Source organism: Mesorhizobium sp. P2_C5_2, assembly GCF_056404535.1.
The window spans coordinates 1,049,751-1,075,382 of the sequence record NZ_JBFUDV010000005.1; the positions used below are offsets into that span (position 1 = coordinate 1,049,751).

Here is a 25,632-nt window from a genome sequence, read left to right on the forward strand (position 1 = left end):
AGCGACATGCATTATCCCGGACAAGAAGCAGAACAACAGGGCAGAACCAGAAGCCATGCGCGCGGAAACGCAGAATATTGTCGACGAAATCAGGCAGGCGATAACCCTGCTGAGGAGGCATCTTTGACTGGGATCAGGCCATAAAGCGGCTTGAATACCTGAATGTGCGGGCCGAGGACGCCAGCCTCTGGAACGAACCGCTGGAAGCGCAAAAGCTGATGCGCGAACGCCAGGGCCTCGAAGAAGGCATCGCGGCGGTCAGAGGCCTGACGCAGGCGCTGGAAGACAATATCGGCCTGATCGAGCTTGGCGAGGAAGAGGGCGACGAAGGCGTCATCGCCGAGGCCGAAGCAGCCATCCGCTCGATGCAGGGCGAGGCCAAGGCCCGCCAGGTCGAGACGCTGCTGTCGGGCGAAGCCGACGCCAACGACACCTATCTCGAAGTCCATGCCGGCGCCGGCGGCACCGAGAGCCAGGACTGGGCCTCGATGCTTTTGCGCATGTATACGCGCTGGGCCGAACGGCGGCGCTTCAAGGTCGAGGTGCTGGAAGTCCATGATGGCGAAGAGGCTGGCATCAAGTCCGCCACGTTGCTGATCAAGGGCCACAATGCCTATGGCTGGCTGAAGACCGAATCCGGCGTCCACCGCCTGGTGCGGATTTCGCCCTATGACAGCAATGCGCGCCGCCATACGTCCTTCTCCAGTATCTGGGTCTATCCGGTCGTCGATGACAGGATCGAGATCGACGTCTCTGAATCCGACGTGCGCATCGACACCTATCGCTCGTCCGGTTCGGGCGGCCAGCACGTCAACACGACGGACTCGGCGGTCCGCATCACCCATATCGCCACCGGCATTGCGGTCGCCTGCCAGGCTGAGCGCTCGCAGCACAAGAACAAGGCCAAGGCCTGGGAAATGCTGCGCTCGCGGCTTTACGAGGAAGAGTTGAAGAAGCGCGAAGCGGTGGCCAATGCCACCGAGGCGTCGAAGAGCGACATCGGCTGGGGACATCAGATCCGTTCCTATGTGCTGCAGCCCTACCAGCTGGTGAAGGATCTGCGCACCGGCGTCGAGAGCACCAGCCCGTCGAGCGTGCTCGACGGTGATCTCGACGACTTCATGGAAGCCTCGCTGTCGCAGCGCATCGAAGGCGGTGCTGGTGAAGCGGTGGCGGACCTCGACTAGGATATGTCCATATTCAGGTGAGGCCGGCCTGCGAATGGCTGATGCCTGCGCTTCCGGTGCTCACGTCCTTGAGTACGCTCCGCTCCGGTTCTTGGGATCAGCCACTCTCGGCTCAGCCTGACCTGAATCTGAACATATCCTCAGGCGGGGAGCGAAGGAGGAACCATGGCTCGCAAGCTCAGCGGAAAGTGCTTTTGCGGCGCGGTCCACTACGAGGTGGCGGACGAATTCCTTTATGCCGCGAACTGTCATTGTTCGAACTGCCGGCGCACCACGGGTTCGGCCTTCAAGCCCTTCGCCGGCATCGAGCGCGACAAGTTCGCGCTTGCCGAAGGGCATCACGGGCTCATCTATTTCGGCGACGACAGCGGCCATGACGCGCATTGCAGCCGCTGTGGCTCGTTGCTCTATTCGCTGGTCCGCGACGGCGCCTATGTCCATGTCGCCATGGGCACGCTGGTCGACGATCCGACGATCCGGCCGACCGCACATATTTTCGTCGGCTCCAAGGCGCCGTGGTTCACCATCGCCGACGACCTGCCGCAATATGAAGGCCACGCCTCGGACGGTTAACGCCTCATGGGTCCCGCGTCGTTAACCTCTCGTTAACCAAGCCGGCGCACCCTTTTGGACGGCAGATGTCGGCGCTCCGAGTGCGGCACTGTACCTATGCACTTCTTGCGCCGACCAAGGAATCAGCCCAGCATCTCGGGCTGAGGGATGAAAAAGCATTTATGGCCGGACGCGGCGTATCTGCGACCTGACGATTCGGCCACGGGGAAGACACGTTCCAAGAACGGGCAAGCAAACGCTTGATGCTCGGTTGAAAGGAACGTTTCCATGTCTGCTGCCACAGTCCGATCGGCCAAAGCCGTTCAACCGGCTGGCCGACTTCTGTTTTCTCTGTTCGTGATCGGCGCGATCGCGGTGCTGACCGCACCCGCCTTTGCCCATGACGCCAAGCCGACGGCGGCGAAACCGCAAGGCTGGAGTTATCCCTTCGCCTGCTGTGCAAACTACGACTGCCGCGCCACCCATACGGGCGAGGTGCTGGAAAAACCCGAGGGTTATGTCATCGCCGGAACGGGGGAGGTCGTTCCGATGAGCGACAAGCGGGTCAAGGACTCACCCGACGGCGATTTCCACTGGTGCGCGCATCAGGCTGGTCTCGACGCTGGCAAGACGATCTGCCTGTTCGTGCCGCCGCGTTCCTACTGACGGCAAGTCGCCCGTCCATTCGGCCATAGCTGACAGACAGTTGTCAGGAGCGTTCCTTTATGTTGCCTTTGCCGCACGGGCGGCGGGCAATGGAGAGGAAAGCTATACATGACCATCAAGGCCAGCTGTCACTGCAAGGCGACGACATTCGAGGTTTCGCAGGCGCCCGAGACAGTAACGCAATGCACCTGCTCGTTCTGCTCCAAGCGCGGCTCGCTGTGGGCCTACTACGTTCCGTCGCAATTCAAGCTCACCAGCTCGCCGAAAAACGTCTCCGTCTACCTCTGGGGATCGAAGACCGTCAAACACGGGTTTTGCGCCACTTGCGGCTGCGGCACCTTCACCGAGACGCCGGACTGGTCGACCGGCAAACCGAACTTCGACAACCCCAAAATCTCAGTCAATTCGCGGCTGTTCGACGATTTCGACCTCGACAAGGTCGAAGTGGTCGTCATCGACGGCAAGAACCTCTGGTAGGTCGGCGCCAACCACTGAAGCAGAAGAGTGGCGCAAGCGGGGAAAAGCCGCTTTCGCCGTTCCGCTTTTCGCCGTATTTCATGTACAAAGACCCGTGGAAGGGCTGATATGCGCGGCCGCAAGGGCCGCGGTTTGGAGAGGGACGATTTCTATGAAAAAGACTGTGCTCGTCGCCGTTGCGACGGCTGTGCTGGTGAGCGCCTGCACGACGACCGATCCGTATACCGGGGAGCAGAAGGTTTCCAACACCGCGGCCGGCGCCGGCCTTGGCGCGCTGGCCGGTGCGGGCCTCGGCCTGCTTGCCGGCGGCAATGACCGCCGCAACGCGCTGATCGGCGCCGGCATCGGCGCGCTTGCCGGCGGCGCCATCGGCGCGACGATGGACCAGAACGAGGCTGAACTGCGCCGCCAGTTGCAGGGCACAGGCGTCAGCGTCACCCGCACCGGCGACCAGATCATCCTCAACATGCCGTCCGACATCACCTTCAACGTCGACCAGGATGCGGTGAAGCCCGGCTTCTACCAGGTGCTGAATTCGGTGGCGCTGGTGCTGAACAAGTTCCGCCAGACGACGGTCGACGTGTTCGGCCACACCGATTCGACCGGTGGTGACGAGCACAATTTCGACCTGTCGCAGCGCCGTGCATTGGCGGTTGCCAACTATCTGTCGGGACAGGGCGTCGATTCGCGCCGCTTCGCCGTCACCGGTTTCGGCAAGACCCGTCCGATCGCATCCAACGCAACGACGGCCGGCCGCGCGCAGAACCGGCGCGTCGAGATCCAGCTTTCGCCGCTTACCTGATCAGGTCGGCATCGAAATGGGAAGGCGGCCCCGCAAGGGGCCGTTTTCATTTTTGGCTCCTGTGATCAGCCAAAAGACCTAGAGCATTAGAGTTCACTAATAATTGCTTTCCGGAGACCTCGGAAAGGATTAGCATTGGTGCCGTTCCAGAGGGGATGGGGCGGTACAAATGGCCGCGCAATCGGCCCCGGTCCTGCACGGCCAGATCATGAAATCTGGGAGGAATGCATGACAAAAACAGCTCGCCTTGGGCGTTGCGGCGCCCTCGTTTTGACAAGTCTAGTCTCTGCCTGGTGCGCGGCTGCCACGGCTCGAGCCGAGGACGCCAACAAGGCCGACATCGAAGCCTTGAAGAAATCGCTCGCCAAATATGAGGACTACACGACCGCCGTCCGCGACCTTTATCTGTCGACCGTCGGGTGCGTCTACTTCAGCGGGGAAAAGATCGCCGGCACAATGGACTATCCGAAGGGTGCCATGGGCATCCATTTCGTCAACGTCCCGAGTGTCGGTCAGAAACTCGATCCGATGCGCCCCAATGTGCTGATCTACGAGCCGACCAAGAAAGGCTTGAAGTTGGTTGGCGTGGAATGGCTGGTGCCCCTGACGCCAGACACCAAGGAACCTCCAAAACTCTTTGGCCAGACCTTCATGGGACCGATGGAAGGGCACTATCCGCTCATTCCGAGGGAGTTCGTCCACTACGACCTTCATGCCTGGCTGTTCAGGGACAATCCGAACGGCATGTTCAGTCCGACGAATCCGAACGTGAAATGCAGCAAGGCCGAGTTTCCGATGCTGGAAAAACCGACCAAGATGATGCCCGGCCCGATGTGACGGGACAGATGTGATCGCGGCAGGCAAGCCGGGTGATCGGCTTGCCTCGCGAAAACGAAACTGGAAATCAGACCTTGGCGACGATCTTCATGAAGGCCGGCATGTCATCGCCGAAGCCGACGGTGCCGTCATTGTCTTCGCCGCTGCGGTTGTTGCGGGCAGGGCGGCTGTTGCTGGCGCGCTGCGGCCTCGTGTCGCCGCGTTCCGGCGCACGGTTCTCGTTGTTGCGATCGGAAACCTTGCGGTCGCTGTTTTCCGAACGGATCGCTTCCTTGCGCTGACGCCGCTCGCCGATGTCGGCGACCGCCGCTTCGGCTACGGCCGGCTGTTCCTCGCGCGCGGCATCCGCTGCCGGTGCTGCGTCTTCGCTGTGCCTGGCGTGGCGCTCGCGCGGCTTGCGCTCGCCGCTGTCTTTGCGATCATGGGCCTTGCGGTCCTCGTCCTTGCGGCCAGCGCGGCGCGGGGCGCCACGGCCACGGCGCGGCGCTTCGTCCTCGCCGCCTTCGCTGGCGACCACGGTCGACAGGTCGCCATCATGCCACTCGATCTTGTTGCCGATCAGCCGCTCGATGGCGTCGATGTATTTGGTGTCCGACTTGGTGGCGATGGTGAAGGATTTGCCCGAGCGTCCGGCGCGGCCGGTGCGGCCGATGCGGTGGACATAGTCCTCGGCGTGGATCGGCACGTCGTAGTTGAAGACGTGGCTGACATCCGGGATGTCGAGGCCGCGCGCGGCGACGTCGGATGCCACCAGATAGCGCAATTTGCCGTCGCGGAAATTGGCCAGCATCTGCATGCGGGCGCGCTGGTCCATGTCGCCGTGTAGCGCACCGGCGTCGAAATCATACTTCAACAGCGAGCGGAACAGTTCCGACACTTCGACCTTGCGGTTGCAGAAGATGATGGCGTTCTTCAGCTCGGCGTCTTCGGCCTTCATCAGATTGCGCAGCGTCTCGCGCTTGTCCCATGGCTTCGAGCCGGACTTGACCAGGCGCTGGATGATGTTGGTGGCAGCGGATGCTGCCTTGGAAACCTCGACGCGGACCGGCGTATGCAGGAATTTTTCGGTGAGCTTGGTGATCTCCGGCGGCATCGTCGCCGAGAAGAACAGCGTCTGCCTGGTGAACGGGATCATTTCGCAGATGCGCTCGATGTCGGGGATGAAGCCCATGTCGAGCATGCGGTCGGCTTCGTCGATAACGAGGATCTCGACGCCGTTGAGCAACAGCTTGCCGCGCTCGCGGTGGTCGAGCAGGCGGCCGGGCGTCGCGATCAGCACGTCGGCGCCGCGCTCGAGCTTCTTGTCCTGCTCGTCGAAGGAGACGCCGCCGATCAAGAGCGCAATGTTGAGCTTGTGGTTCTTGCCGTATCTGATGAAATTCTCTTCGACCTGCGCGGCGAGCTCGCGCGTCGGCTCGAGGATCAGCGTACGCGGCATGCGGGCGCGGGCCCGGCCTTTTTCGAGGCGTGTCAGCATCGGCAGCACAAAGGAGGCCGTTTTGCCCGTGCCGGTCTGGGCAATGCCCAGAATATCCTTGCCGAGAAGCGCATGCGGGATGGCGCCGGCCTGGATCGGCGTCGGCACGGTGTAGCCGGCATCGGTGACTGCGGAAAGGACCTTCGGCGACAGGCCGAGGTCTGAAAAGGTCAACGCTTCTTGAGCGGTCGTGGTGTCTGAGGACAAGTGTTGTTGTCTTTGGCTGGTTCGGGGAAGCGCAACGGCATCCGTCGCGGCAAGCACATGGTGCCTGCAAGATTGGTATTGCGATTAGGCGCAAGCCCACGATTTGTCAACAGAAACGGGCGGGATTGGCACGATTGTGAAACGTAAGCCTAATCGCGATGCTTAATCCTCACCGATCGCCGGCCATTGTGGAGGACCACGATTCCAACCCACAACTAGTATGATGCAAACTTGCAACGTCGGCGTGCATTCTCGTGTTTCTGAATCTCCAACCCGAGCCGGGCAATTGACTTTGAGACCTCGTCGAACACATTTCCAGCCAGATGATTTCGCTTGGGGATAAATCAATATGAAAAGCACTCTCGTTGCAGTGGTATTTGCAGCTGCGGCTTTGACGCCTGCATTTGCCGCGGACACCGTGGTCGAGACGCCTGTCGCCGCGGTCCATGACTGGACCGGCGCCTATCTGGGTGGCATCGTGGGCTATGGTTGGGGCACCACGCACGCGCTGGACGATGGTGATCCTTCCGACGGCATCGACTACGACGGCGTTCTGGGCGGCATAACGATCGGCTACAACAAGCAGTTCGGCAATGTCGTCGCGGGCGTCGAAGCGGATTTATCGCTGTCCGGCCTGAAGGGTTCGGGCGACGGCGGAGATGGTTGGGGGTGTGGTGACACCGACAGCTGCACATTCAAGACACAATGGTTTGGAACAGCGCGCGCCCGTGTCGGATATGCGATGGAAAATTTCCTTCCCTTCCTTGCCGGCGGCCTCGCCGTTGGCAGGGTAAAGGGAGAACTGTCAGGGTTTTGCCCCGGCGACGAATGGTGCGGCAGTGACACCAAGATCGGCTGGACTGCCGGCGGTGGCGTGGAATGGGCCTTCAACCAGAACTGGTCCGCCAAGGCGGAATATCTTTATACCGATCTCGGCATAGGCCATTTTGGCACCGGCAACGGCGGCGATGGTTTCGAGGCCAAGTTCAAGTTCAACACCGTTCGGCTCGGCGTGAACTATCATTTCTAGGCCGACGTTCTCGCGATAGCCATAAAAACGAGGCACTGTGACAGCGCCCGTTTCTGGATGTCCTTCGCTGGCTCAGTAACGAAATTGCTCGGCGAGAATGCGTTCGTTCCACGAATGGTTGGGGTCAAACAGCAGCGTCGCCGTCGCGCTCAGTGATTCCCGGACCGTCACCGAAGCCACCGCTTTGACCTCGGTGTGGTCGGCGGCGGCGTTCACCGGCCGCTTCTCCGGCTCCAGAATATCGAAGCGAACGGTCGCCTTGTTGGACAACAGGGCACCCCGCCAACGGCGCGGCCGGAACGGGCTGACCGGGGTCAGCGCCAGCAGCGGCGCGTCGAGCGGCAGGATCGGCCCGTGCGCCGACAGATTGTAGGCGGTGGAGCCGGCCGGCGTCGCGATCATCACGCCGTCGCAGTTCAGTTCCTCGATGCGGACCTGCTCGTCCACGGTGATGCGGATCTTTGCCGTCTGGTAGGATTGGCGCCACAGCGCCACCTCGTTGATGGCCAGCGCTGAAACCGTCTCGCCCTCATGCGTCACCGCCAGCATCTCCAGCGGACGGATCGTTTCGGCGACGGCGGCGGCGATGCGTTCGGTGAGGCCGCCGACGCGGTATTCGTTCATCAGGAAGCCGATGGTGCCACGGTTCATGCCGTAGACCTTCTTTCCCGTGCTCATCGTGTCGCGCAAGGTTTGCAGCAGGAAGCCGTCGCCACCCAGAGCCACCACCACCTCAGCATCGTCGAAGGAGGCCTGGCCATAGCGGGCCGACAGGCTTTCCATCGCCGCCTTGGCATCGGCGGTGTCGGAGGAGACGAAGGCGAGACTGGCTTTGCTCATGACTTCCCGATGGCGGTCGGCGGCGGTTGCGTGGGGTAGCATGGGCAAGCGCATCTGCAAAGGGAGGCAGCATCCGGTTCCGCCACGGCTGTGGCAGCGCGAAAATCGGCTTCTCTCGCTTCATGTCGCCGGTGCGGCGAATGTGATGGTTAAGAGCGGGCTTAAACACTCGTAAAGCCCGATCGATCATGTTAGCCGGCAGAGGATGGGTGGCTGGGGGGCTAGCTAGTCGAGACCTGTCTATTGCCGGTGACACGCCTGATTATCGTCTTCCTCATGCTGGGAAGTTTCGCGCTTCTCTTCGCCGAACTTGTGCGACAGTCCGAGGACATGAGTTCCAGGCCAAGGCCGACGGCTTCACGCTGCGGCGACCCCGGCATGCCATGCCCGCAAAACGCTTTGTAGGCTGAAGCCGCAAGCGAGCTGCCGCCGCGCGGCTGCAATCCATCACCCACTGCCTGACAATCTGTAGGTTTGACGGCATCGACCACGCGTCGTCGACGTCTGACCGATGCCCGTCGCCATGCCAGCAAAAAGATATTGACTGTATGTTTAGTAATTAATACCGTTGCGAACATACCGAGTTGGTCAGCCGGCATCCGCCGGTGAATGGCCACCAGGACGAAGGGAACATACGGACTCGAGGCGGCAATCCCGCCGGTCCCAACAATGGGAGACAATAAGCATGCACCTGAAATCGACCGCGACGGCGCTCGCGCTGCTCGCCATGACCGGCATTGCCCGCGCCGATGGCGAACTCCAAATCTACAATTGGGGCAACTACACCAGCCCGGACCTGATCAAGAAGTTCGAGGAGACCTACAAGGTCAAGGTCACCGTCACCGACTACGATTCCAATGACACCGCTTTGGCCAAGGTCCGCCAGGGCGCTTCCGGCTATGACATCGTCGTGCCCTCGGCCAGTGTCATGCCGATCTGGATCAGCGAAGGCCTGCTGCTGGAAACCGATCCCAACACGATGGAGAATTTCAAAAACGTCGATCCGAAATGGGTCGATGTGCCCTTCGATCCCGGCCGCAAATACTCAGTGCCGTGGCAATGGGGCACGACCGGCATCTCGGTCAACAAATCGGTCTATGCCGGCGACCCGAACACCTCGGCGCTTTTCCTCGACCCGCCGCCGGAGCTCGTCGGCAAGATCAATGTCGTGCCCGAAATGGGAGACATCATGTTCCTCGCCATCACCTATGAGGGCGGCAAGTATTGCACCGACGACAAGGCGCTGCTGAAGAAGGTGCATGACAAGCTGGTCGAGGCGAAAGCGAAATGGCTGTCGCTCGATTACGCTGCTGTCGACGGACTGGGCCGGGGCGACATTGCCGCCGGCGTCAACTGGAACGGCATATCACTGCGCCAACGGCTGCAAAACGACAAGATCGTCTACGGCTATCCCAAAGAGGGCTTTCCGATCTGGATGGACAATGTCGCGGTGCTCAAGGACGCCAAGAATGTCGAGAACGCCAAGCTTTTCCAGAACTTCATCATGGATCCGAAGAACGCCGCGCTGATTTCGGCCTTCGCCCGCTACGCCAATGGCATCAAGGGCTCCGAGGCTTTTCTGCCGGACGACATGAAGGGCGCGCCCGAAGTGGACGTTCCGGCCGAGTTTGCCGACAAGGGCCAGTTCATGCCGGCCTGTCCGACCGACGTCCAGGCGCTCTACACCAGAATCTGGACCGACCTGCAGAAATAGCAGCGCCAGCCGTATCAGACGCACAACCGTCGGGCCGCCCAGCGCGGCCCGGCCATCCCCAATGCCAGATGCGGTAATGCCGCCGCGGGAGATTTTTGATGTCCGATCTCGACCTTTGCTACATGCCGGCCAGCGAGGCGTTGCGGCTGTTCAAGGCGAAGAAACTTTCGCCTGTCGACCTGATGCAGGCGACCATCGATCGCGCCGAGGCGACCAAGGCGACGATCAACTGCTTCACCTTCACGCATTTCGACGAGGCGATGGATCTCGCCAGAAAAGCCGAGGCGAAATACGCCAAAGGCGCCAAAACCGGGGCGCTGGAAGGTCTGCCGATCGGCATCAAGGATGAGAGCTACATCAAGGGCAAGCCGACATCGCATGGCTCGCTGCTGTCGAAGGACGCCATTGGCGGCCATACCTCGACGATGAACCAGCGTGTCATGAAGGCGGGCGGCATCGTCCACGCCCGCACCGCGACACCCGAATTCAGCTGCGCCGGCTACACCTGGTCGAAGCGCTGGGGCGTGACGCGCAACCCGTGGAATCCGGATTTTACGCCGGGCGGTTCATCCGGCGGTTCAGCGGCAACACTGGCCTCCGGCACATCGTCGATCGCCACCGGCTCGGACATTGCCGGCTCGATCCGCATCCCCGCCTCGGCCTGCGGTCTGGTCGGCTTCAAGCCGCCTTACGGCCGCAACCCGGACGAGCCGCCCTTCAACCTCGATTTCTATTGCCACACCGGGCCGCTGGCGCGGAATGTTACAGATGCGATCCTGTTGCAGAACGTCATGGCCGGCCCGAGCCCGCTCGACATCGCCACGCTGCGCCCAAAACTGCGCCTGCCGCTCGACTACAAGCCGATCAAGGGTTGGAAGATCGCTTTCTCCATGGACCTCGGATCTTTTGAGGTCGACCCCGAGGTGCGCAAGAACACGCTTGCCGCCTGTGACGTGTTCCGCTCGCTTGGCGCCACGGTCGAGGAGGTCGATCTCGGCTGGGGCGACGAGGTGCTCAAGGCCGGGATGGCCTATCTTGAGCATCTGTTCGGCGCCTCGCTGTCGCCACTGCTCGCTAAGCACGGCAAGGACATGACCAGCTACGCCAGACAATTTGCCGAGGACGGGCAGAAGTCGAAGGCCACGGATTTTGTCGCGACTCTGGAGGTGGCGGCCAGGATGTACCAGACGCTGGGGCCGTTGCTGGAAAAATACGATGTGCTGATCTGCCCGACCAATGCGCTTCCCGCGGTGCCGGCGGAATTCGACCAGACCAAAGGCAAGGTCGAGATCAATGGCAAGCAAGTGAACCCGTCGCTGGGTTGGGTGATGACGACGCCGTTCAATATGCTGAGCCGCTGTCCGGTTCTGTCCGTGCCGTCGGGCCGCGCCGCCAACGGTGTGCCGACTGGCATCCAGATTGTCGGCCGCACCTATAGCGATGCCGATGTTTTCCGGGCGGCGATGGCCTATGAGACGGCTCAGGGTCAATGGTACACGAACGCGGGGACACGCCCGTCGCTCTGAGTCCGCGAAGAGCCGGCGTGCCAAAGCAGTGGCGGGATGTTTCGCCGAGGAAAGGCCTGACGACGATGGCGCAACGCAAAGCCACCGCGGATGCGGGAAAAGACAAGGCAGCCAAGGGCGCGGCAAACGACGCTGCGCCCAAGGACCGCCGGCGCGAACGCGGCGAAGCGAGCATCCAGCGCATCATCGACGCCACCATCGAACTCATCTCGGATGAGGGCCTGGCCAGCGTCACCATGCAGCGCATCGCCGAGCATGTCGGTTCGTCCAACGCGCTGGTCGTCTTCCATTTTCGCAGCAAGGAGAACCTGTTCCGGGCCGTGCTGCAGTATCTCAGCGACCAATATGATGCGCTGTGGCTGACGCTGGTGCGGGCGCCCGGCCTGTCACCGGTCGAGCGGGTCCTGGGCGCGGTCGATTGCGCGCAGCGCTTTGCCCGCCTGCATCCGAAATGGGTTTCGGTGTTCGTCGTGTTCTCCAGCGACCGCAAGAGCATGCAGCTCTACAACGAGATCGGCCTGCCCAGCGATCTCGCCTACACCGCCGAGGCGCGCGACCTGTTGATCGAGATTTCGCAGAGCGGCGGTTACATCGGCGTCGACATCCACACTCTGTCAGAGAGCCTGAACTATCTGGTTCATGGCGCCTGGTATTGGGATCATCTCAATCCGTCCAGCCGTGACACCGACGTGCTGCGCAAGACCATGCTGCTCCTGCTGCATCAGGCATTTCCACGGCATTTTGAGTTGATGGCTTGATCCATTAGCGCGCTGCCGCAGGTGACAGCCGGCCTCGCGCTTCTGCGCGCCAGAATCCCGTCGATCAACTGACGCCGGCGTCATACAATGTCCCTATTGAGTTGAATCCAGAATATGATACAACTTTAGCGTGTGTTTGATGGAGGGGCGGATGCAGTTTTCAATTTGGCATTGGGTGATCCTGCTGCTGCTGATCGGAGTGCCCGTATTTTTCGCTGTCCGGTCGGCACGCAGGCCATCACAGAATTCGACTGATCTGGTGGGGTTTGGAGGGTGGCTTTTGCTGCTGGCAATCGGTCAGACCTTGTCGCCATTGCGCACACTGGCCGAATTCGGCAATTCGATCGAAGGCTATCAGCAGCTCATGACGCTGCCCAATGGTCCCTTGGCGACTTATGGCGAGATCGCCTTGTTGCTGGCATTTCTGGTGCTTCAGCTGGTTGTTCTCATTGCCATGTTTCGGCGCAGTCCCCGTTTCAAGAAGCTGTTCCTCCTCCAGTGGTTTGCAATACCGGTCGTGTTCCTGGTCGACGTTATTTGGATCTCCACCCTCATCAAGGTTCCGGTGAGCCAGGTTCTTGCGGGAGATGCGCTGGTCAAGCCGATAGTTTCCTTCGTGGTGACCGGAATTTGGGTTGCCTATGTCTACAACTCCGTCAGGGTCAGAAACACCTTCGACAGGGCTGCGGCAAATGCGGAGATCGCGACTGCCTTTCAGTAAAGGCGAGGAGTTCAGCTCTTCGCGTGGCCATCAGCAGTCCTCCTACGCCAAGGCTTCGGAGGACACTCCTTCGTCTAACGAGCTTCAGGTGGCTTGCCACCCGAAGCTCGAAGAGCGAAGGGTGGTGCCCCCGGACGGAATCGAACCGCCGACCTTCGGTTTACAAAACCGCTGCTCTACCAGCTGAGCTACAAGGGCACGGCGCTCCGGTTAGCATATTTGCCGCGCCAGTAAAGACAAAACTCCGTTTTCGATTGCTAATGAACCCCGCCGGGCCGGTAGGCGCCGCCATGCTGAAAACCGCCAATGGGCTCCCTACATATTGGAGAGGTGCAACCGCATCGAACGGGTGTCGCATGATCAGACTTTTCATCATCCTGCCGCTTGTCGTCATCGCCTGGTTTCTCGTGGTGAAGCTCATCAAGGACGTGAAGAGCGCCAAAATCGACTGGACCGGCGTCGCCACCATCGTCGGCTTTATCGTGCTGGCCTTCTGGCTGCGGCATGTGACGGGCATGGGGTGAGGCAGCGAGTAGACCCTGTTTTTTCTTGGAAAGGGCGGCTTCGGCCGCCCTTTTTGCGTGTGGCGGCGCCGGTGCTGAGCAGGGGCCTGGGATTTCCCGTCGAAGCGTTGAGATTCACCGAGCGATGAAAACCTGGGCAGCAGCAGCGTTTTTCAGGTTCCAGAAAAATCTTCAAAACCCTTCGAACCTTTTTCCGCGCCGCAACGACAGATGATCAAGAGGCGGATGGATCGCCTCTCCCAACGAAACAAGGAGATCATCATGTTCACGCGCAAAATCGCTTCTGCCCTCATCGCCAGCACCGTCGCCGCCACGTCGCTGGTCGGCACCGTCCAGCCCTCGGCCGCCCATAGCCATCACCACAACCGCGAAATCGGCATCGGCATCGCTGCCGGCGTTGGCGGCTTCGTCCTCGGCAGCCTGCTCAACCAGCAGCAGCCGCGCACCGTCTATGTCGACGAAGACGAGGGTGGCTCCTGGCACGTCCGCCGCTGCCTCAACCGCTATTCGAGCTACGATCCGTACTCCGACACCTATGTCGGCTATGACGGCTACCGCCACTATTGCCACCTTTAACAGGTCGGTTTCAGGCAATGAAGAAGGGGCTCCACAGCCCCTTTTTCGTCATTCGCGCTAGGATTTCTGCGCGTCGATCGGCAACCCTGCCGCGCGGCAGGCATCCACAATCCCGCCTTGCTGCGTGTTGCCCATGGCGGTGAGTCCGAAGCTGTTGTCGGCATCCGGGTAAATCTTGCCAAGGAAAGGCTCATAGTCAGCAGAGCCGCCGGCAGCGTTCTTGTCATCGACAGAGCCGCATACCACGATCTCTTTGCGGCCGTTCACCGTGCGCTCGCCGGCAAGTATGGTTCCGAACCTTGCCGCTACCGGGTTTTTCAAGCGCTGGCGCACGCCAATGGTGATGGTCTCCTCCAGGGCGAGCGAGACCGCAATGGGATCGGCGCGCTGGCTCGCGGCGGGTTCAGGTCGCGGCGGTGTCGTCGCCACGCAACCGCAAAGCGAAGCGAAGAGCAAAAGCTGGACCGTTTTCCGCATGCTCGCCTTTTTGCATGCCTGCGAAAGCCGCGGCAAGACGGGCAACGTCCATGTGGCCGGCGATGTACAGCGATTTTGCGAAAGTCTAGTCTGCCACCCGAGCGCCGATTGAGGGGAGGGTGGTTTGGACGAGCAGGACCCGAAGGAAGACCTGATCGAGCCGGTTTTCCGCAATGGCACGGTCACCACAGTCGGCATCCTGCTGGCGTTCTCGCTGGGCTTCGTCACCCATTGGGCGGCCAACCCGATACCGTGGCAACTCCATCATTTGCTTGCCGTGGTGCCGATCCTGGTTGGCATCGCCCTGCAGATGCGGGCGCTGTCGCTGCTGCTCGACCTGGATTCGCTCCGCCGGCCAATCTACGAACGCGCCAACCGCATCTTCATGGCCGGCATCATCCTGACCGCCTGCGGCGTCGGGCTGGCGATTCTGCTCGATGTCTTCGAGGTGTCGGCGAGGAGCGCGCTGGTCGGGGCTTAGTCAGGTCAGCCGGACTTATGTCCGCCAATCATCTTCGTCACCTCCGCCGCCGCGTCGCGCACCAGTGGCCCGATCTCGTCCAGTCGCTCCGGCGTTACCCGCACGGTCGGGCCGGACACCGAAACGCCGCCGATCGGCTCGCCGAATTCGTTGAAGATGGCGGCGGCGACGCAGCGCATGCCGGGGTGCCGCTCCTCGTCGTCGACCGACCAGCCGCGATGCTTGATGACAGCCAGATCATGGGCGAGCGCCGAAATGTCCGACAGCGTCTTGTCGGTGAAGCGTTGCAGGCCCGATTTGCGCAGAATGGCGGCGACGCGTTCCGGCTCGAGCTGCGCCAGCACCGCCTTGCCGATGCCCGAGGCATGGAAGGAGCTGCGCGTGCCCGGCCGGAAGAAGGCGCGGATCGCCTGATGCGTCTCGACCTGGCTGACGAAGACGACGCAATCGTCCTCGGCGACGCCGAGATTGGCGGTCTCGCCGGTCTTTTCCATCAATTCCTGCATGACCACGCGGGCACGGTCGACCAGCTTCCGGCTGCGCAGGAAGGCCGCGCCCATGCGATAGGTCTCGACGCCGATCGACCACAACTGGTCTGATGTATCGAACTCGACCATGCCGTGGTTCTGCAATGTCGTCAGCATGCGGTAGGCGGTGGACGCGGCGAGCTCGCTGCGCGCCGAAATCTCGCTGAGCGACAGACCGCTGCCTTCGGCGACGATGGCCAGGATGCGCAAGGCTCGGTCGAGCGACTGCACCGAACCCGCCTCGGCCGGGCCGTTGAAAGCGCGCGGCCGGCCGCGCTGGCGTTTTTCACTGGTTTCCATGCCGGCATTGTCGCCGATTTCACCAAAAGCACAATGAAAAAGTTTTTCACTGATTTCTAGGACCGGATTCATGAAAAACGAAAAAGCTAGCTAAATCAATTTCTAGGAGCTATTTCCTATAAATGGAAAATTATTCTGAAAAAATTGAAAAATAGCCGGCGCGCTGGCATTGTCAGCCAACCAACAAACTTGCGGAGGCTGGACATGGCCAGGATGCGCGCTGTCGATGCAGCGGTTCTCGTTCTCGAAAAGGAAGGCATTTCCTGCGGCTTCGGCGTGCCGGGCGCGGCGATCAACCCGTTTTATTCGGCGCTGAAGGCGAGGGGCTCGATCCGCCATATCCTGGCGCGGCATGTCGAGGCGGCCTCGCATATGGCCGAAGGTTACACGCGGGCCAAGGCCGGCAATATCGGCTTGTGCATCGGCACCTCCGGTCCGGCCGGCACCGACATGATCACCGGCCTCTATTCGGCGGCGGCGGATTCGATCCCGATCCTCTGCATCACAGGGCAGGCGCCGCGCGCCCGGTTGAACAAAGAGGATTTCCAGGCTGTCGACATCGCCGCGATCGCAGCACCGGTCGCCAAATGGGCGGTCACGGTCATGGAGCCTTATCTGGTGCCGATGGCGCTGCAGAAGGCGTTTCACCTGATGCGCTCGTCGCGGCCGGGTCCGGTGTTGATCGACCTGCCGGTGGATGTCCAGTTGGCCGAGATCGAGTTCGACATCGACGCCTATGAGCCGCTTGTCCCGTTCAAGCCGGCAATGTCGCGCGCCCAGGCCGAAAAGGCGCTGGCGATGCTCAACGCTGCGGAAAAGCCGCTGATCGTTGCCGGCGGCGGCATCATCAATGCCGATGCGTCCGATCTTCTGATCGAATTCGCCGAGATCACGGGCGTTCCGGTCATCCCGACGCTGATGGGCTGGGGCGCAATCCCCGATGACCACAGGCTGATGGCCGGGATGTGCGGGCTGCAGACGTCGCATCGCTACGGCAATGCGACGATGCTGGAAGCCGATTTCGTCTTCGGCATCGGCAATCGCTGGGCCAATCGCCATACCGGTTCGGTTGATGTCTACACCAAGGGCAAGAAGTTCATTCATGTCGATATCGAGCCGACGCAGATCGGCCGGGTTTTCGCGCCGGATCTCGGCGTCGTCTCGGATGCGGGTGCGGCGCTGAAAATACTGCTCGACGTCGCCACCGAATGGAAGACGGCCGGAAAATTGCGCGACTGGTCAGGCTGGGCGAAGGAATGCCAGGCCCGCAAGAAGACGATGAAGCGCAAGACGCATTTCGAACAGGTGCCGTTGAAGCCGCAGCGCGTCTATGAGGAGATGAACAAGGCGTTCGGCCGCGACACCACCTATGTCACCACGATCGGCTTGTCGCAGATCGCCGGCGCGCAGTTCCTGCATGTCTACAAGCCGCGCAACTGGATCAATTGCGGCCAGGCCGGCCCGCTCGGCTGGACGCTGCCGGCAGCACTCGGTGTGCGCGCCGCCGACCCGGACCGCACCATCGTGGCGCTGTCGGGCGACTACGACTTCCAGTTCATGATCGAGGAATTGGCGGCCGGTGCGCAGCACAAACTGCCTTACATCCACGTCGTCGTGAACAACGCCTATCTCGGCCTGATCCGCCAGGCGCAGCGCGGTTTTTCCATGGATTTCGAGGTCAGCCTGGCCTTCGAGAACGTCAACCGCGCCAACGATCCCGAAGCCGGCTACGGCGTCGATCATGTCGCGGTCGCCGAAGCAATGGGCTGCAAGGCGGTGCGGGTGAGGAAGCCCGAAGAGTTCGCCGGCGCGTTCAAGGAAGCGCAGCGGCTGATGAAGGAATATCAGGTGCCGGTTGTGCTCGAATTCATCCTCGAGCGCGTCACCAACATTTCCATGGGCACGGAAATCGACAAGATCACCGAATTCGAGGACCTTGCCGAAAACCATGAGGACGCGCCGACGGCGATCGTGATGCTCGACTAGGGAGAAAAAGAATGCCGCGCTTTTCAGCCAATCTGTCGATGCTCTTTGGCGAGCAGGAGTTCCTCGACCGTTTCGATGCCGCCGCCCGCGCCGGCTTCAAAGGCGTCGAATATATCGGCCCTTACGACCATGCGCCTGACGTGGTCGCGGCGCGGCTGAAGAAGAACGGCCTCAGTCAGGTGCTGTTCAATCTGCCGGCCGGCGACTGGGCAAAGGGCGAGCGCGGTATTGCCGTGCTGCCCGACCGCGTGCCGGAATTCCGGCAAGGCATCGCCAAGGCGATCAGCTATGCCCATGCACTTGGCTGCGAACAGATCAATTGCCTCGCCGGTATCGCGCCGCAGGGTGCCGATCGTTCGGTGCTGGAAAACACCTTTGCCGAGAACCTGGCTTTCGCGGCCGAGAAACTGGAGCAGGCCGGCATCAGGCTTTTGATCGAGCCGATCAACACCCGCGATATTCCCGGGTTCTTCCTGAACTATTCGGAGCACGCGCTGGCGTTGATCGACCGCGTCGGCTCGAAGAACCTGTTCCTGCAGTACGACATCTATCACATGCAGATCATGGAGGGGGATCTCGCCCGTACCATCGAGACTAACCTTGGCCGCATCGCGCATATCCAGCTTGCGGACAATCCCGGCCGTCATGAGCCGGGGACGGGCGAGATCAATTATCCCTTCCTCTACGAGCACATAGACCGCATCGGCTATTCCGGCTGGGTTGGGGCGGAATACAAGCCGAAGGCGGGGACGGAGGCTGGATTGGGGTGGTTCAGGGAGCTTAACGGGCAGGGGAGCGCGGCGGCTTAGCTGTTGCAATTGAAGTCGCGATCCTTCGCGCCCCCCTCTGGCCTGCCGGCCATCTCCCCCACGAGGAGGGAGATCGGATGCCATCTCGGCTTTCGCCAATCCCCAACGTGGCGGGAGGGAGCGATGCGTCGAGGCTGCCAATCTCCCCCCTCGTGGGGGAGATGTCCGGCAGGACAGAGGGGGGCGCGACAGAACGCGGCCCAACAAAAGACGGAGAACCAAAATGGAAACCATCGGCTTTATCGGCCTCGGCATCATGGGCGCGCCGATGGCGGGGCATCTGCTTGACGCCGGCTACACCGTCATCGCCAGCGATCACCGCTCGAAACCGCCGGCCGATCTTATCGCCAAGGGCCTGAAGTCAGTCACCGGCCATGCTGCCGTGGCGAAGGCCGCCGATATCATCATCACCATGGTCCCTGACACACCACAGGTGGCTGAGGTGCTGTTCGGCGACAATGGCGTCGCCGCCGGCCTCAGCAAGGGCAAGCTGGTCATCGACATGAGCTCGATCTCGCCGATCGAGACCAAGACCTTCGCCAAGAAAATCAACGATCTCGGCTGCGACTATCTCGACGCGCCGGTCTCGGGCGGTGAGGTCGGCGCCAAGGCGGCGTCGCTGACCATCATGGTCGGCGGTGAGGACAAGGCGTTCGAGCGCGCAAAACCCGTTTTCGAGAAAATGGGCAAGAACATCACGCTTGTCGGACCGAACGGCGTCGGCCAGACCACCAAGGTCGCCAACCAGATCGTCGTCGCCTTGACCATCGAGGCCGTCGCCGAAGCGCTGGTCTTTGCCTCAAAAGCCGGCGCCGACCCGGCCAAGGTCAGGCAGGCGCTGATGGGCGGGCTGGCGGCTTCGCGCATTCTCGAGGTGCATGGCGAACGCATGGTCAAGCGCACCTTCGCGCCGGGTTTTCGCATCGAACTGCACCAGAAGGACCTCAATCTGGCGCTGGAAGGCGCCAAGGCGCTTGGGGTCTCGCTGCCCAACACGTCGACGACGCAGCAGCTGTTCAATTCCTGCGCCGCCAACGGCGGGGCGACAGAGGATCACTCGGCGCTGGTTCGCGCGCTGGAGCGGATGGCCAATTTCGAGGTCGGCGAAGCAACCGAAGCCAAAGGCAAGGCAGCATAGGTCAGGAGAGGGCGGCGCAACGTTCCCAAGCTGCCAACTCTTGTCCGATCAGAGAACGGGTTCCTGCGTCTGTCGCCGGAGCCCGTTTCTCGTTTCGTCATGTCTCCTGGCCGGCGGCCTGCCGCTTCCGGCTCAGTTGCGTTTCAGGAAAGCCCGCGCCGCATAAAGGCTCACCGCCGCAGCGTTCGAGACGTTGAGCGAGCGGATAGCGCCGGGCATGTCGAGGCGGGCGAGCGTTGTCACCGTCTCGCGCGTCTTCTGGCGCAGGCCTTTGCCTTCGGCGCCGAGCACCAGCGCGATCTTTTCGCCGGAGAAACTCGTCTCAAGTTCGGCCGGCCCATCCGAATCGAGGCCGATGGTCTGGAAGCCGGCTTCGTGCAGCTGTTCCAGCGCGTCGGCCAGGTTCTTCACCTCGATCTGGTCGATATGCTCCAGCGCGCCGGAGGCCGATTTTGCCAATACGCCTGATTCCTGCGGGCTGTGGCGGGCCGTGGTGATCAACGCGCCGGCGCCGAAGGCGACGGCCGAGCGCAGGATGGCGCCGACATTGTGCGGGTCGGTGACCTGGTCAAGCACCAGCACCAGTTTGGTGTCGCCGAGCGCGTCGAGGCGCTTGGGCTTCAGTGGTTCGGCCTCGATCAGCACGCCCTGATGGACGGCGTCCGAGCCGGTGATCTTGTCGATCTCCTTCGGCTCGACCAGTTCGGCCTTGAATGGCAGAGCGGCAAGGTCGACGATCGCGAGGCGCTCGGCGGCGTTGCGCGTCACCAGCATCTTTTTGATCCGCCGGCGCGGATTGTCGAGTGCCGCGCGCACCGTGTGCAGGCCATAAAGCCGCACCAGTCCGTCGGCGGCGTTTTCGCCCGGCGGCACCGGCTGGCGCGGCCGGAAGGCGGGCGCGCCGCCGGCCTTCTCGTCGCGGTGGGCGCGACGCAGCTTGGCGTAATGGGTGTCTTTGGCGGTCTTGGGCGTGTTGTCATTGCTCATGGCCGGCTTCTATAGCTGCGTCGCCGGGCCGTGGATACAGGCAGAAAGCCGGCTTGCCGGGCAGGCTGTCAATTTCAGCGCATTTTGCCCAGAGGTGCGGTTGACACCCACTGGCCTTGCCGCCATAAGGCGCTTCGCTGATTTCGGACAAAACCTTGGTTTCGACCCGATCGGCGAGAATGCCTCGTTGCAAGGCTTCGACGGCAGGCTGGAGAGGTGCCCGAGTGGTTAAAGGGGACGGACTGTAAATCCGTTAGCTTAGCTTACGTTGGTTCGAATCCAACCCTCTCCACCACTGCCAGCCCGCGAGCCCCAGGACGATGCGGGTATAGCTCAGTGGTAGAGCAGCAGCCTTCCAAGCTGAATATGCGGGTTCGATTCCCGCTACCCGCTCCAAACTTCCCTATCCGCATCAGATTTCAGCGAATATCTCGACAACGTTGCCGTCGGGATCGCGGAAGAACACCGTTCTGTGGCCCCAGACCTGGTCGGTGAGCGGCAGGACCGGCTGCACGCCCTTGGCCTGGAGGGCTTCAGCGCAAGCTGCGACCATCTCTGGCGCGACCCGGAAGGCCAGCTGCAGCGACAGCGCGTCCCGCTGCTGCGGTGTGTCGTTGAACATCAGGCCGAGGCTGGTCAAGGCGAGCGTGTTGGAGCCGACCCGGTATTCGATCCAGCTGGCGCCCAGCTCGCGCTGCAGCTCAAATTCCATCACCTCTCCATAGAAGTGCTGCATGGCGGCCATGTCACGGGCGAAGATGACGGTGTAGTCGATCTGTCGGATTTCGCGCAGTGCGTTCATTGGTTTTGTCTCTGAGGCTGTGTTGCGGGTTTAGATGGCCCGCAAACTAACTTCCTTTTAAAGGGGTACAAGACTATAGCTTATACTGGTATCGGAGATGACAGCATGGCCGGCGAGGGACCACGGCACGACGAGCTTGCCCGTTTCCTGCGCGAGCGGCGGGACCGCTTGCCTCGGATCGACGGCGCCAATGGCCGTCGCCGGGCACCGGGCCTCAGGCGCGAAGAGGTCGCCGCCGAGGCGGGGATCAGCACCACCTGGTACACATGGCTCGAGCAGGGGCGGGAGGTGAACGCATCGCCGCAGGTGCTTCGTTCGCTGGCGCGGGTGCTGAGGCTAAGCCGGTCCGAGCAGGCCTATCTGTTCCAGCTGGCGCGGCCCGATCTCGACTGGCGAAACCGCCTCGGCGAGCAAGGCCTGCCCAGCGCGCCACTTCTGAACCTGCTCGAAGGGCTGGCGCCGCACCCGGCCTACATCGTCAACCGCTATTGGCAGGTCGTTGCCTGGAACCATCCGGCGACGGTGCTGCTCGGGGATTTCGAGACGGATGATGAGTGGTCCGGCAGCCTGCTCGCCCGGCTGTTTCTCGACGCGGAATGGCGGCAGCGCTTTGTCGATTGGCCGGAGGTTTCCCGTTCGGCCGTTGCGCAGTTCCGCCTCGCCACCGTGGCCATGACCCGCGATCCGGTGCTGGCCGCCGTGGTTTCGTCGCTGGAAGCGGCAAGCGTAGCGTTCGCCACCTGCTGGAACAGCCGCGACATAGCAGAACCGCCGATCTGGCGGAAATCCATCCGGCACCCTGTCGCCGGCGAGATGTCGTTCGATTTCGCGACGCTGCAACCGGGCGGCCGTGACGGCGATTTTTCGGTTTCCGTTTATACGCCGGTCGACCCAGCGACCGCCGGGCGGTTCGCGGCGCTGGTCGACGCGACGCCCGACAACCGCAAGGCGGTGCCGGACGTCTTGGCTGAAGATGCTGGAGCGAAAGCGGCGCCCTAGTTGTTGAAAGCCGACGCGACTTGGTGTTGCTGCGGCACCTGGCCGTTCGGCGTCAGCTTGTCGACGATGCCGGGCAGGGCGGTGGACAATTGCTTGAGCAACTCCTGCTCATCGAGCCCGGTCCTTTGCGCGATCTCGCGGATGACCTGCGGACCGATTGCTCTGCCAAGATCATTGGCGTTGATCGGCTGGTTTTGGCCGGTTCCGACCCAGGAGTCGGCGACATTGCCCTGGCCGGCGTCCTTCAACTTGTCGAGCAGCCCACCCAGTCCGCCGAGCAAGCCGCCATCGCCGGAGGCGGTGGTGCCGGTGGGGGCGTGCGTTTGAGGCTGGGCGGGCTCGTCGGGTTGTTCGGCACTTCTGCCGCTCAGCATCTTTCCGACCAGCAGCGCGCCGAGCGCGATCATCAGCGGTTTGGTGATGTTGCCGCCGGGTACGGCGTTGTCAAAAAGTCCCATAGATCCAATCCTCCATTGCGACCACGCCCGATCCCATTGGCTAGAATGGTGCAGGCGGTCGGAATTTCAAGTTGGCTTGAGCTTTTGACAATCATGTGACCATGATCGGCCGGCGGGGGAATGGAGAGGAAAAATGGGCATTATCAGCTGGATCATCCTCGGCGCCATCGCCGGCTTCATCGGCAGCAAGATCGTCAACAAGACCGGCCAGGGCATAATCATGGACATCGCGCTTGGTATTGTCGGCGCCATCGTCGGCGGGGTGATCTGCAGTCAACTCTTTGGCGTGGGTATTACGGGCCTCAATATCTACAGCCTGATCGTTGCCGTCGCCGGCTCGGTGGTCGTGCTGTGGGCCTATCACCAGTTCTCCGGCAAGCGAACGCTTTAAGCCGCTTCCTTGCTACCACGGACTGTCGCCGCGAGGATTATGCGACGACGGTCAGTCTGCGCTTGCGCTCATCCAGCGACACGATGGTCAGTCCGCTCGCGACCACCAGCAAGATGCCGCACACGGCCAGGGCATTCGGGAACTGTCCGAATACCAGCACACCTGAAATGACCGCCCAGACAGTGAAGCAGTAGTAGAACGGCGCCACGACGCCGGTCGGCCCGACGCGATAGGCCATGAAGATGAAGAAATGGCCGAAGATCAGGAAGAACCCGGCGCCGGCCATCAAAAGCAGGTGACGGGCTTCCGGCATCACCCAGCGCTCGGAAACGAGATGCGCGGCACCCGCGCCGATCAGCACCACCACGACGGCGGATATGGCGACGATCATGCCCGGCACCTCGGCCGGGACCCGCCTGCCGGCAAGATCGCGCGCCGCCGACAGGGTGGCGTTGCCGAGCGCCAGCAAGGCATAGACCGAGATGCCTTCCATGGTCGGCTGCGCCACCATGACCGCGCCGACGAAGCCGAGGCCGATCAACGCCATACGCACGCCGCCGATCCGTTCGCCGAACAGGATGGAGGAGCCGACCAGCATCAGGAGCGGCGTGATCTGCCCGAGCGCGGTCGAATCGGCGATCTGCATGTTGGCCAGCGCCACCACGTAGCAAAGGATCGCCGCCAGCTCGAGCAGGTTGCGGCGCAGCACGCGCTTGTCGAAGATCAACGGGATCTGCCTGCCAAAGCCGAGCAGGAACAGCAGCGGCATGCCCCACAGCGTGGCCGCGACCCCGCGCAGGAACAGCACTTCATAGGAGGGCAATCCCGTGGTGGCTAACTTCATCATCGTGTCGTTGACGAGGTAGGACCCCGTCGAAACGATCATGAACAGCGGACCGCGGATGGAGGTGGGGATGAAATGCATGGGATGAGCAAATCAGACCGCCGCCGCAGCGGCAATGGGCCACGCGCGGGCTGCCAATCCGGCAGGGAAGGGCGAGGACATGGCCGGGAGTTGCAGATACGCGCTGAAGCCCGCTGCCCCCATTTCATTTCCCGTCGCGCGTTCCTATATCGGCGCCATATCCCCGCAATCGGATCATCGGTTCGGACCGAGTGGACAGCGCACCCGGCCACAAGGCACTTGTGTTTTTCGGCCGTAGTCGCTAATCGCCCCGCATTCGACTGAACTGAAGGTCAAGGCCGTCCAAGGAAAGAGACTATGGCAAAAGGTAAATTCGAGCGTAACAAGCCTCATGTGAACATCGGCACGATTGGCCACGTCGATCATGGCAAGACGTCGCTGACGGCGGCGATCACGAAGTATTTTGGCGAATACAAGCGCTACGACCAGATCGATGCGGCGCCCGAAGAGAAGGCGCGCGGCATCACCATCTCGACGGCTCACGTCGAATACGAGACGGCTGCCCGCCACTACGCCCACGTCGACTGCCCCGGCCACGCCGACTATGTGAAGAACATGATCACCGGTGCCGCGCAGATGGACGGCGCGATCCTGGTCGTGTCGGCCGCCGACGGCCCGATGCCGCAGACCCGCGAGCACATCCTGCTGGCCCGTCAGGTCGGCGTGCCGTCGATCGTTGTGTTCCTGAACAAGGTCGACCAGGTCGACGACGCCGAGCTGCTGGAACTGGTCGAGCTCGAGGTTCGCGAGCTTCTGTCGAAGAACGAGTTCCCCGGCGACGACATTCCGATCGTCAAGGGCTCGGCGCTTGCGGCTCTTGAAGATTCGAACAAGACCATTGGTGAAGACGCGATCCGTGAGCTGATGGCTGCGGTCGACGCCTACATCCCGACGCCGGTTCGTCCGCTCGACAAGCCGTTCCTGATGCCGATCGAAGACGTGTTCTCGATCTCGGGCCGTGGCACGGTTGTGACCGGCCGCGTCGAGCGTGGCATTGTCAAGGTTGGCGAGGAACTCGAGATCATCGGCATCCGTCCGACGACCAAGACGACCTGCACGGGCGTTGAAATGTTCCGCAAGCTGCTCGATCAGGGCCAGGCTGGCGACAACATCGGCGCGCTGCTGCGCGGCGTTGACCGTGAAGGTGTCGAGCGCGGCCAGGTTCTGGCCAAGCCCGGTACGGTGAAGCCGCACAAGAAGTTCGTGGCTGAAGCCTACATCCTGACCAAGGACGAAGGTGGCCGTCACACGCCGTTCTTCACCAACTACCGTCCGCAGTTCTACTTCCGCACGACCGACGTGACCGGCATCGTGTCGCTGCCGGAAGGCACCGAGATGGTGATGCCCGGCGACAACATCACGGTCGATGTCGAGCTGATCGTGCCGATCGCCATGGAAGAGAAGCTGCGCTTCGCCATCCGTGAAGGCGGCCGCACCGTCGGTGCCGGCATCGTCGTC

General features: G+C 62.0%; 28 protein-coding genes and 3 tRNA genes. 22 read left to right on the plus strand and 9 right to left on the minus strand.

The genetic code is table 11. From position 1 onward, the window contains the following. Positions 1–55: 55 nt before the first annotated feature. From prfB to AC1D1B_RS23615, 6 genes are all read left to right on the plus strand, one after another. Positions 56–1,187, plus strand: a protein-coding gene (gene prfB / locus AC1D1B_RS23590; RefSeq protein ID WP_477267708.1) for a peptide chain release factor 2 whose coding sequence is annotated in 2 segments (ribosomal slippage) — positions 56–121 and positions 123–1,187 — 1,131 coding nt in all. Because the reading frame shifts where the segments join, the coding sequence is not laid out codon by codon here. A gap of 165 nt (positions 1,188–1,352) precedes the next feature. Then, complete coding sequence (locus AC1D1B_RS23595; RefSeq protein ID WP_477334767.1) at positions 1,353–1,760, plus strand: GFA family protein; 408 nt, start codon at positions 1,353–1,355, stop codon at positions 1,758–1,760. A 267-nt stretch (positions 1,761–2,027) separates the two neighbouring features. Next, positions 2,028–2,405 carry a hypothetical protein gene (locus tag AC1D1B_RS23600; RefSeq protein WP_477334769.1) on the plus strand — a complete coding sequence of 126 codons (378 nt, stop codon included), beginning with the start codon at positions 2,028–2,030 and terminating at the stop codon, positions 2,403–2,405. A gap of 108 nt (positions 2,406–2,513) precedes the next feature. Next, positions 2,514–2,882, plus strand: a complete 369-nt coding sequence (locus tag AC1D1B_RS23605) for a GFA family protein (RefSeq protein WP_477334771.1) — start codon at positions 2,514–2,516, stop codon at positions 2,880–2,882. A gap of 151 nt (positions 2,883–3,033) precedes the next feature. Further along, the gene (locus AC1D1B_RS23610) at positions 3,034–3,684 is read left to right on the plus strand and encodes a YiaD family glycine zipper/OmpA-like lipoprotein (protein ID WP_181061880.1); all 651 of its coding nucleotides are present in this window, start codon (positions 3,034–3,036) and stop codon (positions 3,682–3,684) included. A gap of 228 nt (positions 3,685–3,912) precedes the next feature. Continuing rightward, positions 3,913–4,521, plus strand: a complete 609-nt coding sequence (locus tag AC1D1B_RS23615; protein ID WP_477334900.1) for a hypothetical protein — start codon at positions 3,913–3,915, stop codon at positions 4,519–4,521. Positions 4,522–4,588: 67 nt separating this feature from the next. On the opposite strand, the gene AC1D1B_RS23620 is transcribed toward AC1D1B_RS23615, so the two are convergent. Beyond that, entirely contained in the window at positions 4,589–6,205 is a 1,617-nt protein-coding gene (locus tag AC1D1B_RS23620) for a DEAD/DEAH box helicase (RefSeq protein ID WP_477334773.1), read from the minus strand. Positions 6,206–6,554: 349 nt separating this feature from the next. Between AC1D1B_RS23620 and AC1D1B_RS23625 the strand changes: the two genes are divergently transcribed. After that, positions 6,555–7,235 (plus strand): outer membrane protein, encoded by a 681-nt coding sequence (locus tag AC1D1B_RS23625; RefSeq protein ID WP_477334775.1) that lies wholly within the window; start codon positions 6,555–6,557, stop codon positions 7,233–7,235. 72 nt (positions 7,236–7,307) lie between these two features. On the opposite strand, the gene AC1D1B_RS23630 is transcribed toward AC1D1B_RS23625, so the two are convergent. Then, positions 7,308–8,075, minus strand: a complete 768-nt coding sequence (locus AC1D1B_RS23630) for an NAD kinase (RefSeq protein ID WP_477334777.1) — start codon at positions 8,073–8,075, stop codon at positions 7,308–7,310. Between the two features lie 685 nt (positions 8,076–8,760). Between AC1D1B_RS23630 and AC1D1B_RS23635 the strand changes: the two genes are divergently transcribed. The 4 genes from AC1D1B_RS23635 (at position 8,761) to AC1D1B_RS23650 (ending at position 12,794) form a co-directional block, all read left to right on the plus strand. Further along, positions 8,761–9,789 (plus strand): extracellular solute-binding protein, encoded by a 1,029-nt coding sequence (locus tag AC1D1B_RS23635; RefSeq protein ID WP_477334779.1) that lies wholly within the window; start codon positions 8,761–8,763, stop codon positions 9,787–9,789. Positions 9,790–9,887: 98 nt separating this feature from the next. Continuing rightward, positions 9,888–11,315: an amidase gene (locus AC1D1B_RS23640; RefSeq protein WP_477334781.1), complete on the plus strand. Its 1,428-nt coding sequence runs from the start codon at positions 9,888–9,890 to the stop codon at positions 11,313–11,315. Between the two features lie 65 nt (positions 11,316–11,380). Next, positions 11,381–12,073, plus strand: a complete 693-nt coding sequence (locus tag AC1D1B_RS23645; protein ID WP_477334783.1) for a TetR/AcrR family transcriptional regulator — start codon at positions 11,381–11,383, stop codon at positions 12,071–12,073. A gap of 151 nt (positions 12,074–12,224) precedes the next feature. After that, on the plus strand, positions 12,225–12,794 hold the full coding sequence (locus AC1D1B_RS23650; RefSeq protein WP_477334785.1) for a DUF2569 family protein: 570 nt from the start codon (positions 12,225–12,227) through the stop codon (positions 12,792–12,794). Between the two features lie 122 nt (positions 12,795–12,916). On the opposite strand, the gene AC1D1B_RS23655 is transcribed toward AC1D1B_RS23650, so the two are convergent. Next, positions 12,917–12,992 (minus strand) — tRNA-Thr (locus AC1D1B_RS23655). A gap of 158 nt (positions 12,993–13,150) precedes the next feature. Here AC1D1B_RS23655 and AC1D1B_RS23660 point away from each other — a divergent pair. Both AC1D1B_RS23660 and AC1D1B_RS23665 read left to right on the plus strand, forming a co-directional pair. Beyond that, positions 13,151–13,318 (plus strand): hypothetical protein, encoded by a 168-nt coding sequence (locus AC1D1B_RS23660; RefSeq protein ID WP_477334787.1) that lies wholly within the window; start codon positions 13,151–13,153, stop codon positions 13,316–13,318. Between the two features lie 261 nt (positions 13,319–13,579). Beyond that, a complete protein-coding gene (locus tag AC1D1B_RS23665) occupies positions 13,580–13,894 on the plus strand; it encodes a BA14K family protein (protein ID WP_477334789.1) in 315 nt (104 codons plus the stop codon). 57 nt (positions 13,895–13,951) lie between these two features. Here AC1D1B_RS23665 and AC1D1B_RS23670 read toward each other — a convergent pair whose 3' ends face one another. Continuing rightward, complete coding sequence (locus AC1D1B_RS23670) at positions 13,952–14,371, minus strand: hypothetical protein (protein WP_477334790.1); 420 nt, start codon at positions 14,369–14,371, stop codon at positions 13,952–13,954. Positions 14,372–14,495: 124 nt separating this feature from the next. Between AC1D1B_RS23670 and AC1D1B_RS23675 the strand changes: the two genes are divergently transcribed. After that, positions 14,496–14,852, plus strand: coding sequence for a hypothetical protein (locus tag AC1D1B_RS23675; RefSeq protein ID WP_181061891.1), 357 nt, complete (start codon positions 14,496–14,498; stop codon positions 14,850–14,852). Between the two features lie 5 nt (positions 14,853–14,857). Here AC1D1B_RS23675 and bhcR read toward each other — a convergent pair whose 3' ends face one another. Next, a complete protein-coding gene (bhcR, locus tag AC1D1B_RS23680; RefSeq protein ID WP_477334792.1) occupies positions 14,858–15,679 on the minus strand; it encodes an HTH-type transcriptional regulator BhcR in 822 nt (273 codons plus the stop codon). Between the two features lie 204 nt (positions 15,680–15,883). On the opposite strand from bhcR, the gene gcl reads away from it, so the two are divergent. From gcl to AC1D1B_RS23695, 3 genes are all read left to right on the plus strand, one after another. Then, complete coding sequence (gene gcl / locus AC1D1B_RS23685; protein ID WP_477334794.1) at positions 15,884–17,665, plus strand: glyoxylate carboligase; 1,782 nt, start codon at positions 15,884–15,886, stop codon at positions 17,663–17,665. A gap of 11 nt (positions 17,666–17,676) precedes the next feature. Beyond that, positions 17,677–18,474, plus strand: coding sequence for a hydroxypyruvate isomerase (gene hyi / locus AC1D1B_RS23690; protein ID WP_477334796.1), 798 nt, complete (start codon positions 17,677–17,679; stop codon positions 18,472–18,474). Between the two features lie 223 nt (positions 18,475–18,697). Then, entirely contained in the window at positions 18,698–19,612 is a 915-nt protein-coding gene (locus AC1D1B_RS23695; RefSeq protein WP_477334798.1) for a 2-hydroxy-3-oxopropionate reductase, read from the plus strand. Positions 19,613–19,744: 132 nt separating this feature from the next. Here the strand turns inward: AC1D1B_RS23695 and rlmB are convergent, their stop codons facing one another. Next, positions 19,745–20,599, minus strand: coding sequence for a 23S rRNA (guanosine(2251)-2'-O)-methyltransferase RlmB (gene rlmB / locus AC1D1B_RS23700; RefSeq protein WP_477334800.1), 855 nt, complete (start codon positions 20,597–20,599; stop codon positions 19,745–19,747). A gap of 210 nt (positions 20,600–20,809) precedes the next feature. On the opposite strand from rlmB, the gene AC1D1B_RS23705 reads away from it, so the two are divergent. Both AC1D1B_RS23705 and AC1D1B_RS23710 read left to right on the plus strand, forming a co-directional pair. Next, a tRNA-Tyr gene (locus AC1D1B_RS23705) sits at positions 20,810–20,894 on the plus strand. A gap of 27 nt (positions 20,895–20,921) precedes the next feature. Next, positions 20,922–20,995: transfer RNA gene (locus tag AC1D1B_RS23710), tRNA-Gly, on the plus strand. A 16-nt stretch (positions 20,996–21,011) separates the two neighbouring features. On the opposite strand, the gene AC1D1B_RS23715 is transcribed toward AC1D1B_RS23710, so the two are convergent. Further along, entirely contained in the window at positions 21,012–21,401 is a 390-nt protein-coding gene (locus AC1D1B_RS23715) for a VOC family protein (protein ID WP_477334802.1), read from the minus strand. 105 nt (positions 21,402–21,506) lie between these two features. Here AC1D1B_RS23715 and AC1D1B_RS23720 point away from each other — a divergent pair, with 105 nt between their 5' ends. Continuing rightward, positions 21,507–22,400, plus strand: a complete 894-nt coding sequence (locus AC1D1B_RS23720) for a helix-turn-helix transcriptional regulator (protein ID WP_477334804.1) — start codon at positions 21,507–21,509, stop codon at positions 22,398–22,400. Here the strand turns inward: AC1D1B_RS23720 and AC1D1B_RS23725 are convergent. Further along, a complete protein-coding gene (locus AC1D1B_RS23725; RefSeq protein WP_477334806.1) occupies positions 22,397–22,858 on the minus strand; it encodes a YidB family protein in 462 nt (153 codons plus the stop codon). The genes AC1D1B_RS23720 and AC1D1B_RS23725 overlap by 4 nt on opposite strands. 133 nt (positions 22,859–22,991) lie before the next feature. On the opposite strand from AC1D1B_RS23725, the gene AC1D1B_RS23730 reads away from it, so the two are divergent. Next, positions 22,992–23,249 (plus strand): GlsB/YeaQ/YmgE family stress response membrane protein, encoded by a 258-nt coding sequence (locus AC1D1B_RS23730; protein WP_477267651.1) that lies wholly within the window; start codon positions 22,992–22,994, stop codon positions 23,247–23,249. Positions 23,250–23,286: 37 nt separating this feature from the next. Here the strand turns inward: AC1D1B_RS23730 and AC1D1B_RS23735 are convergent, their stop codons facing one another. Next, positions 23,287–24,174, minus strand: coding sequence for a DMT family transporter (locus AC1D1B_RS23735; protein ID WP_477334807.1), 888 nt, complete (start codon positions 24,172–24,174; stop codon positions 23,287–23,289). A 297-nt stretch (positions 24,175–24,471) separates the two neighbouring features. Between AC1D1B_RS23735 and tuf the strand changes: the two genes are divergently transcribed. Next, a partial coding sequence (gene tuf / locus AC1D1B_RS23740) for an elongation factor Tu (protein WP_477334808.1) occupies positions 24,472–25,632 on the plus strand: 1,161 nt, incomplete at its 3' end.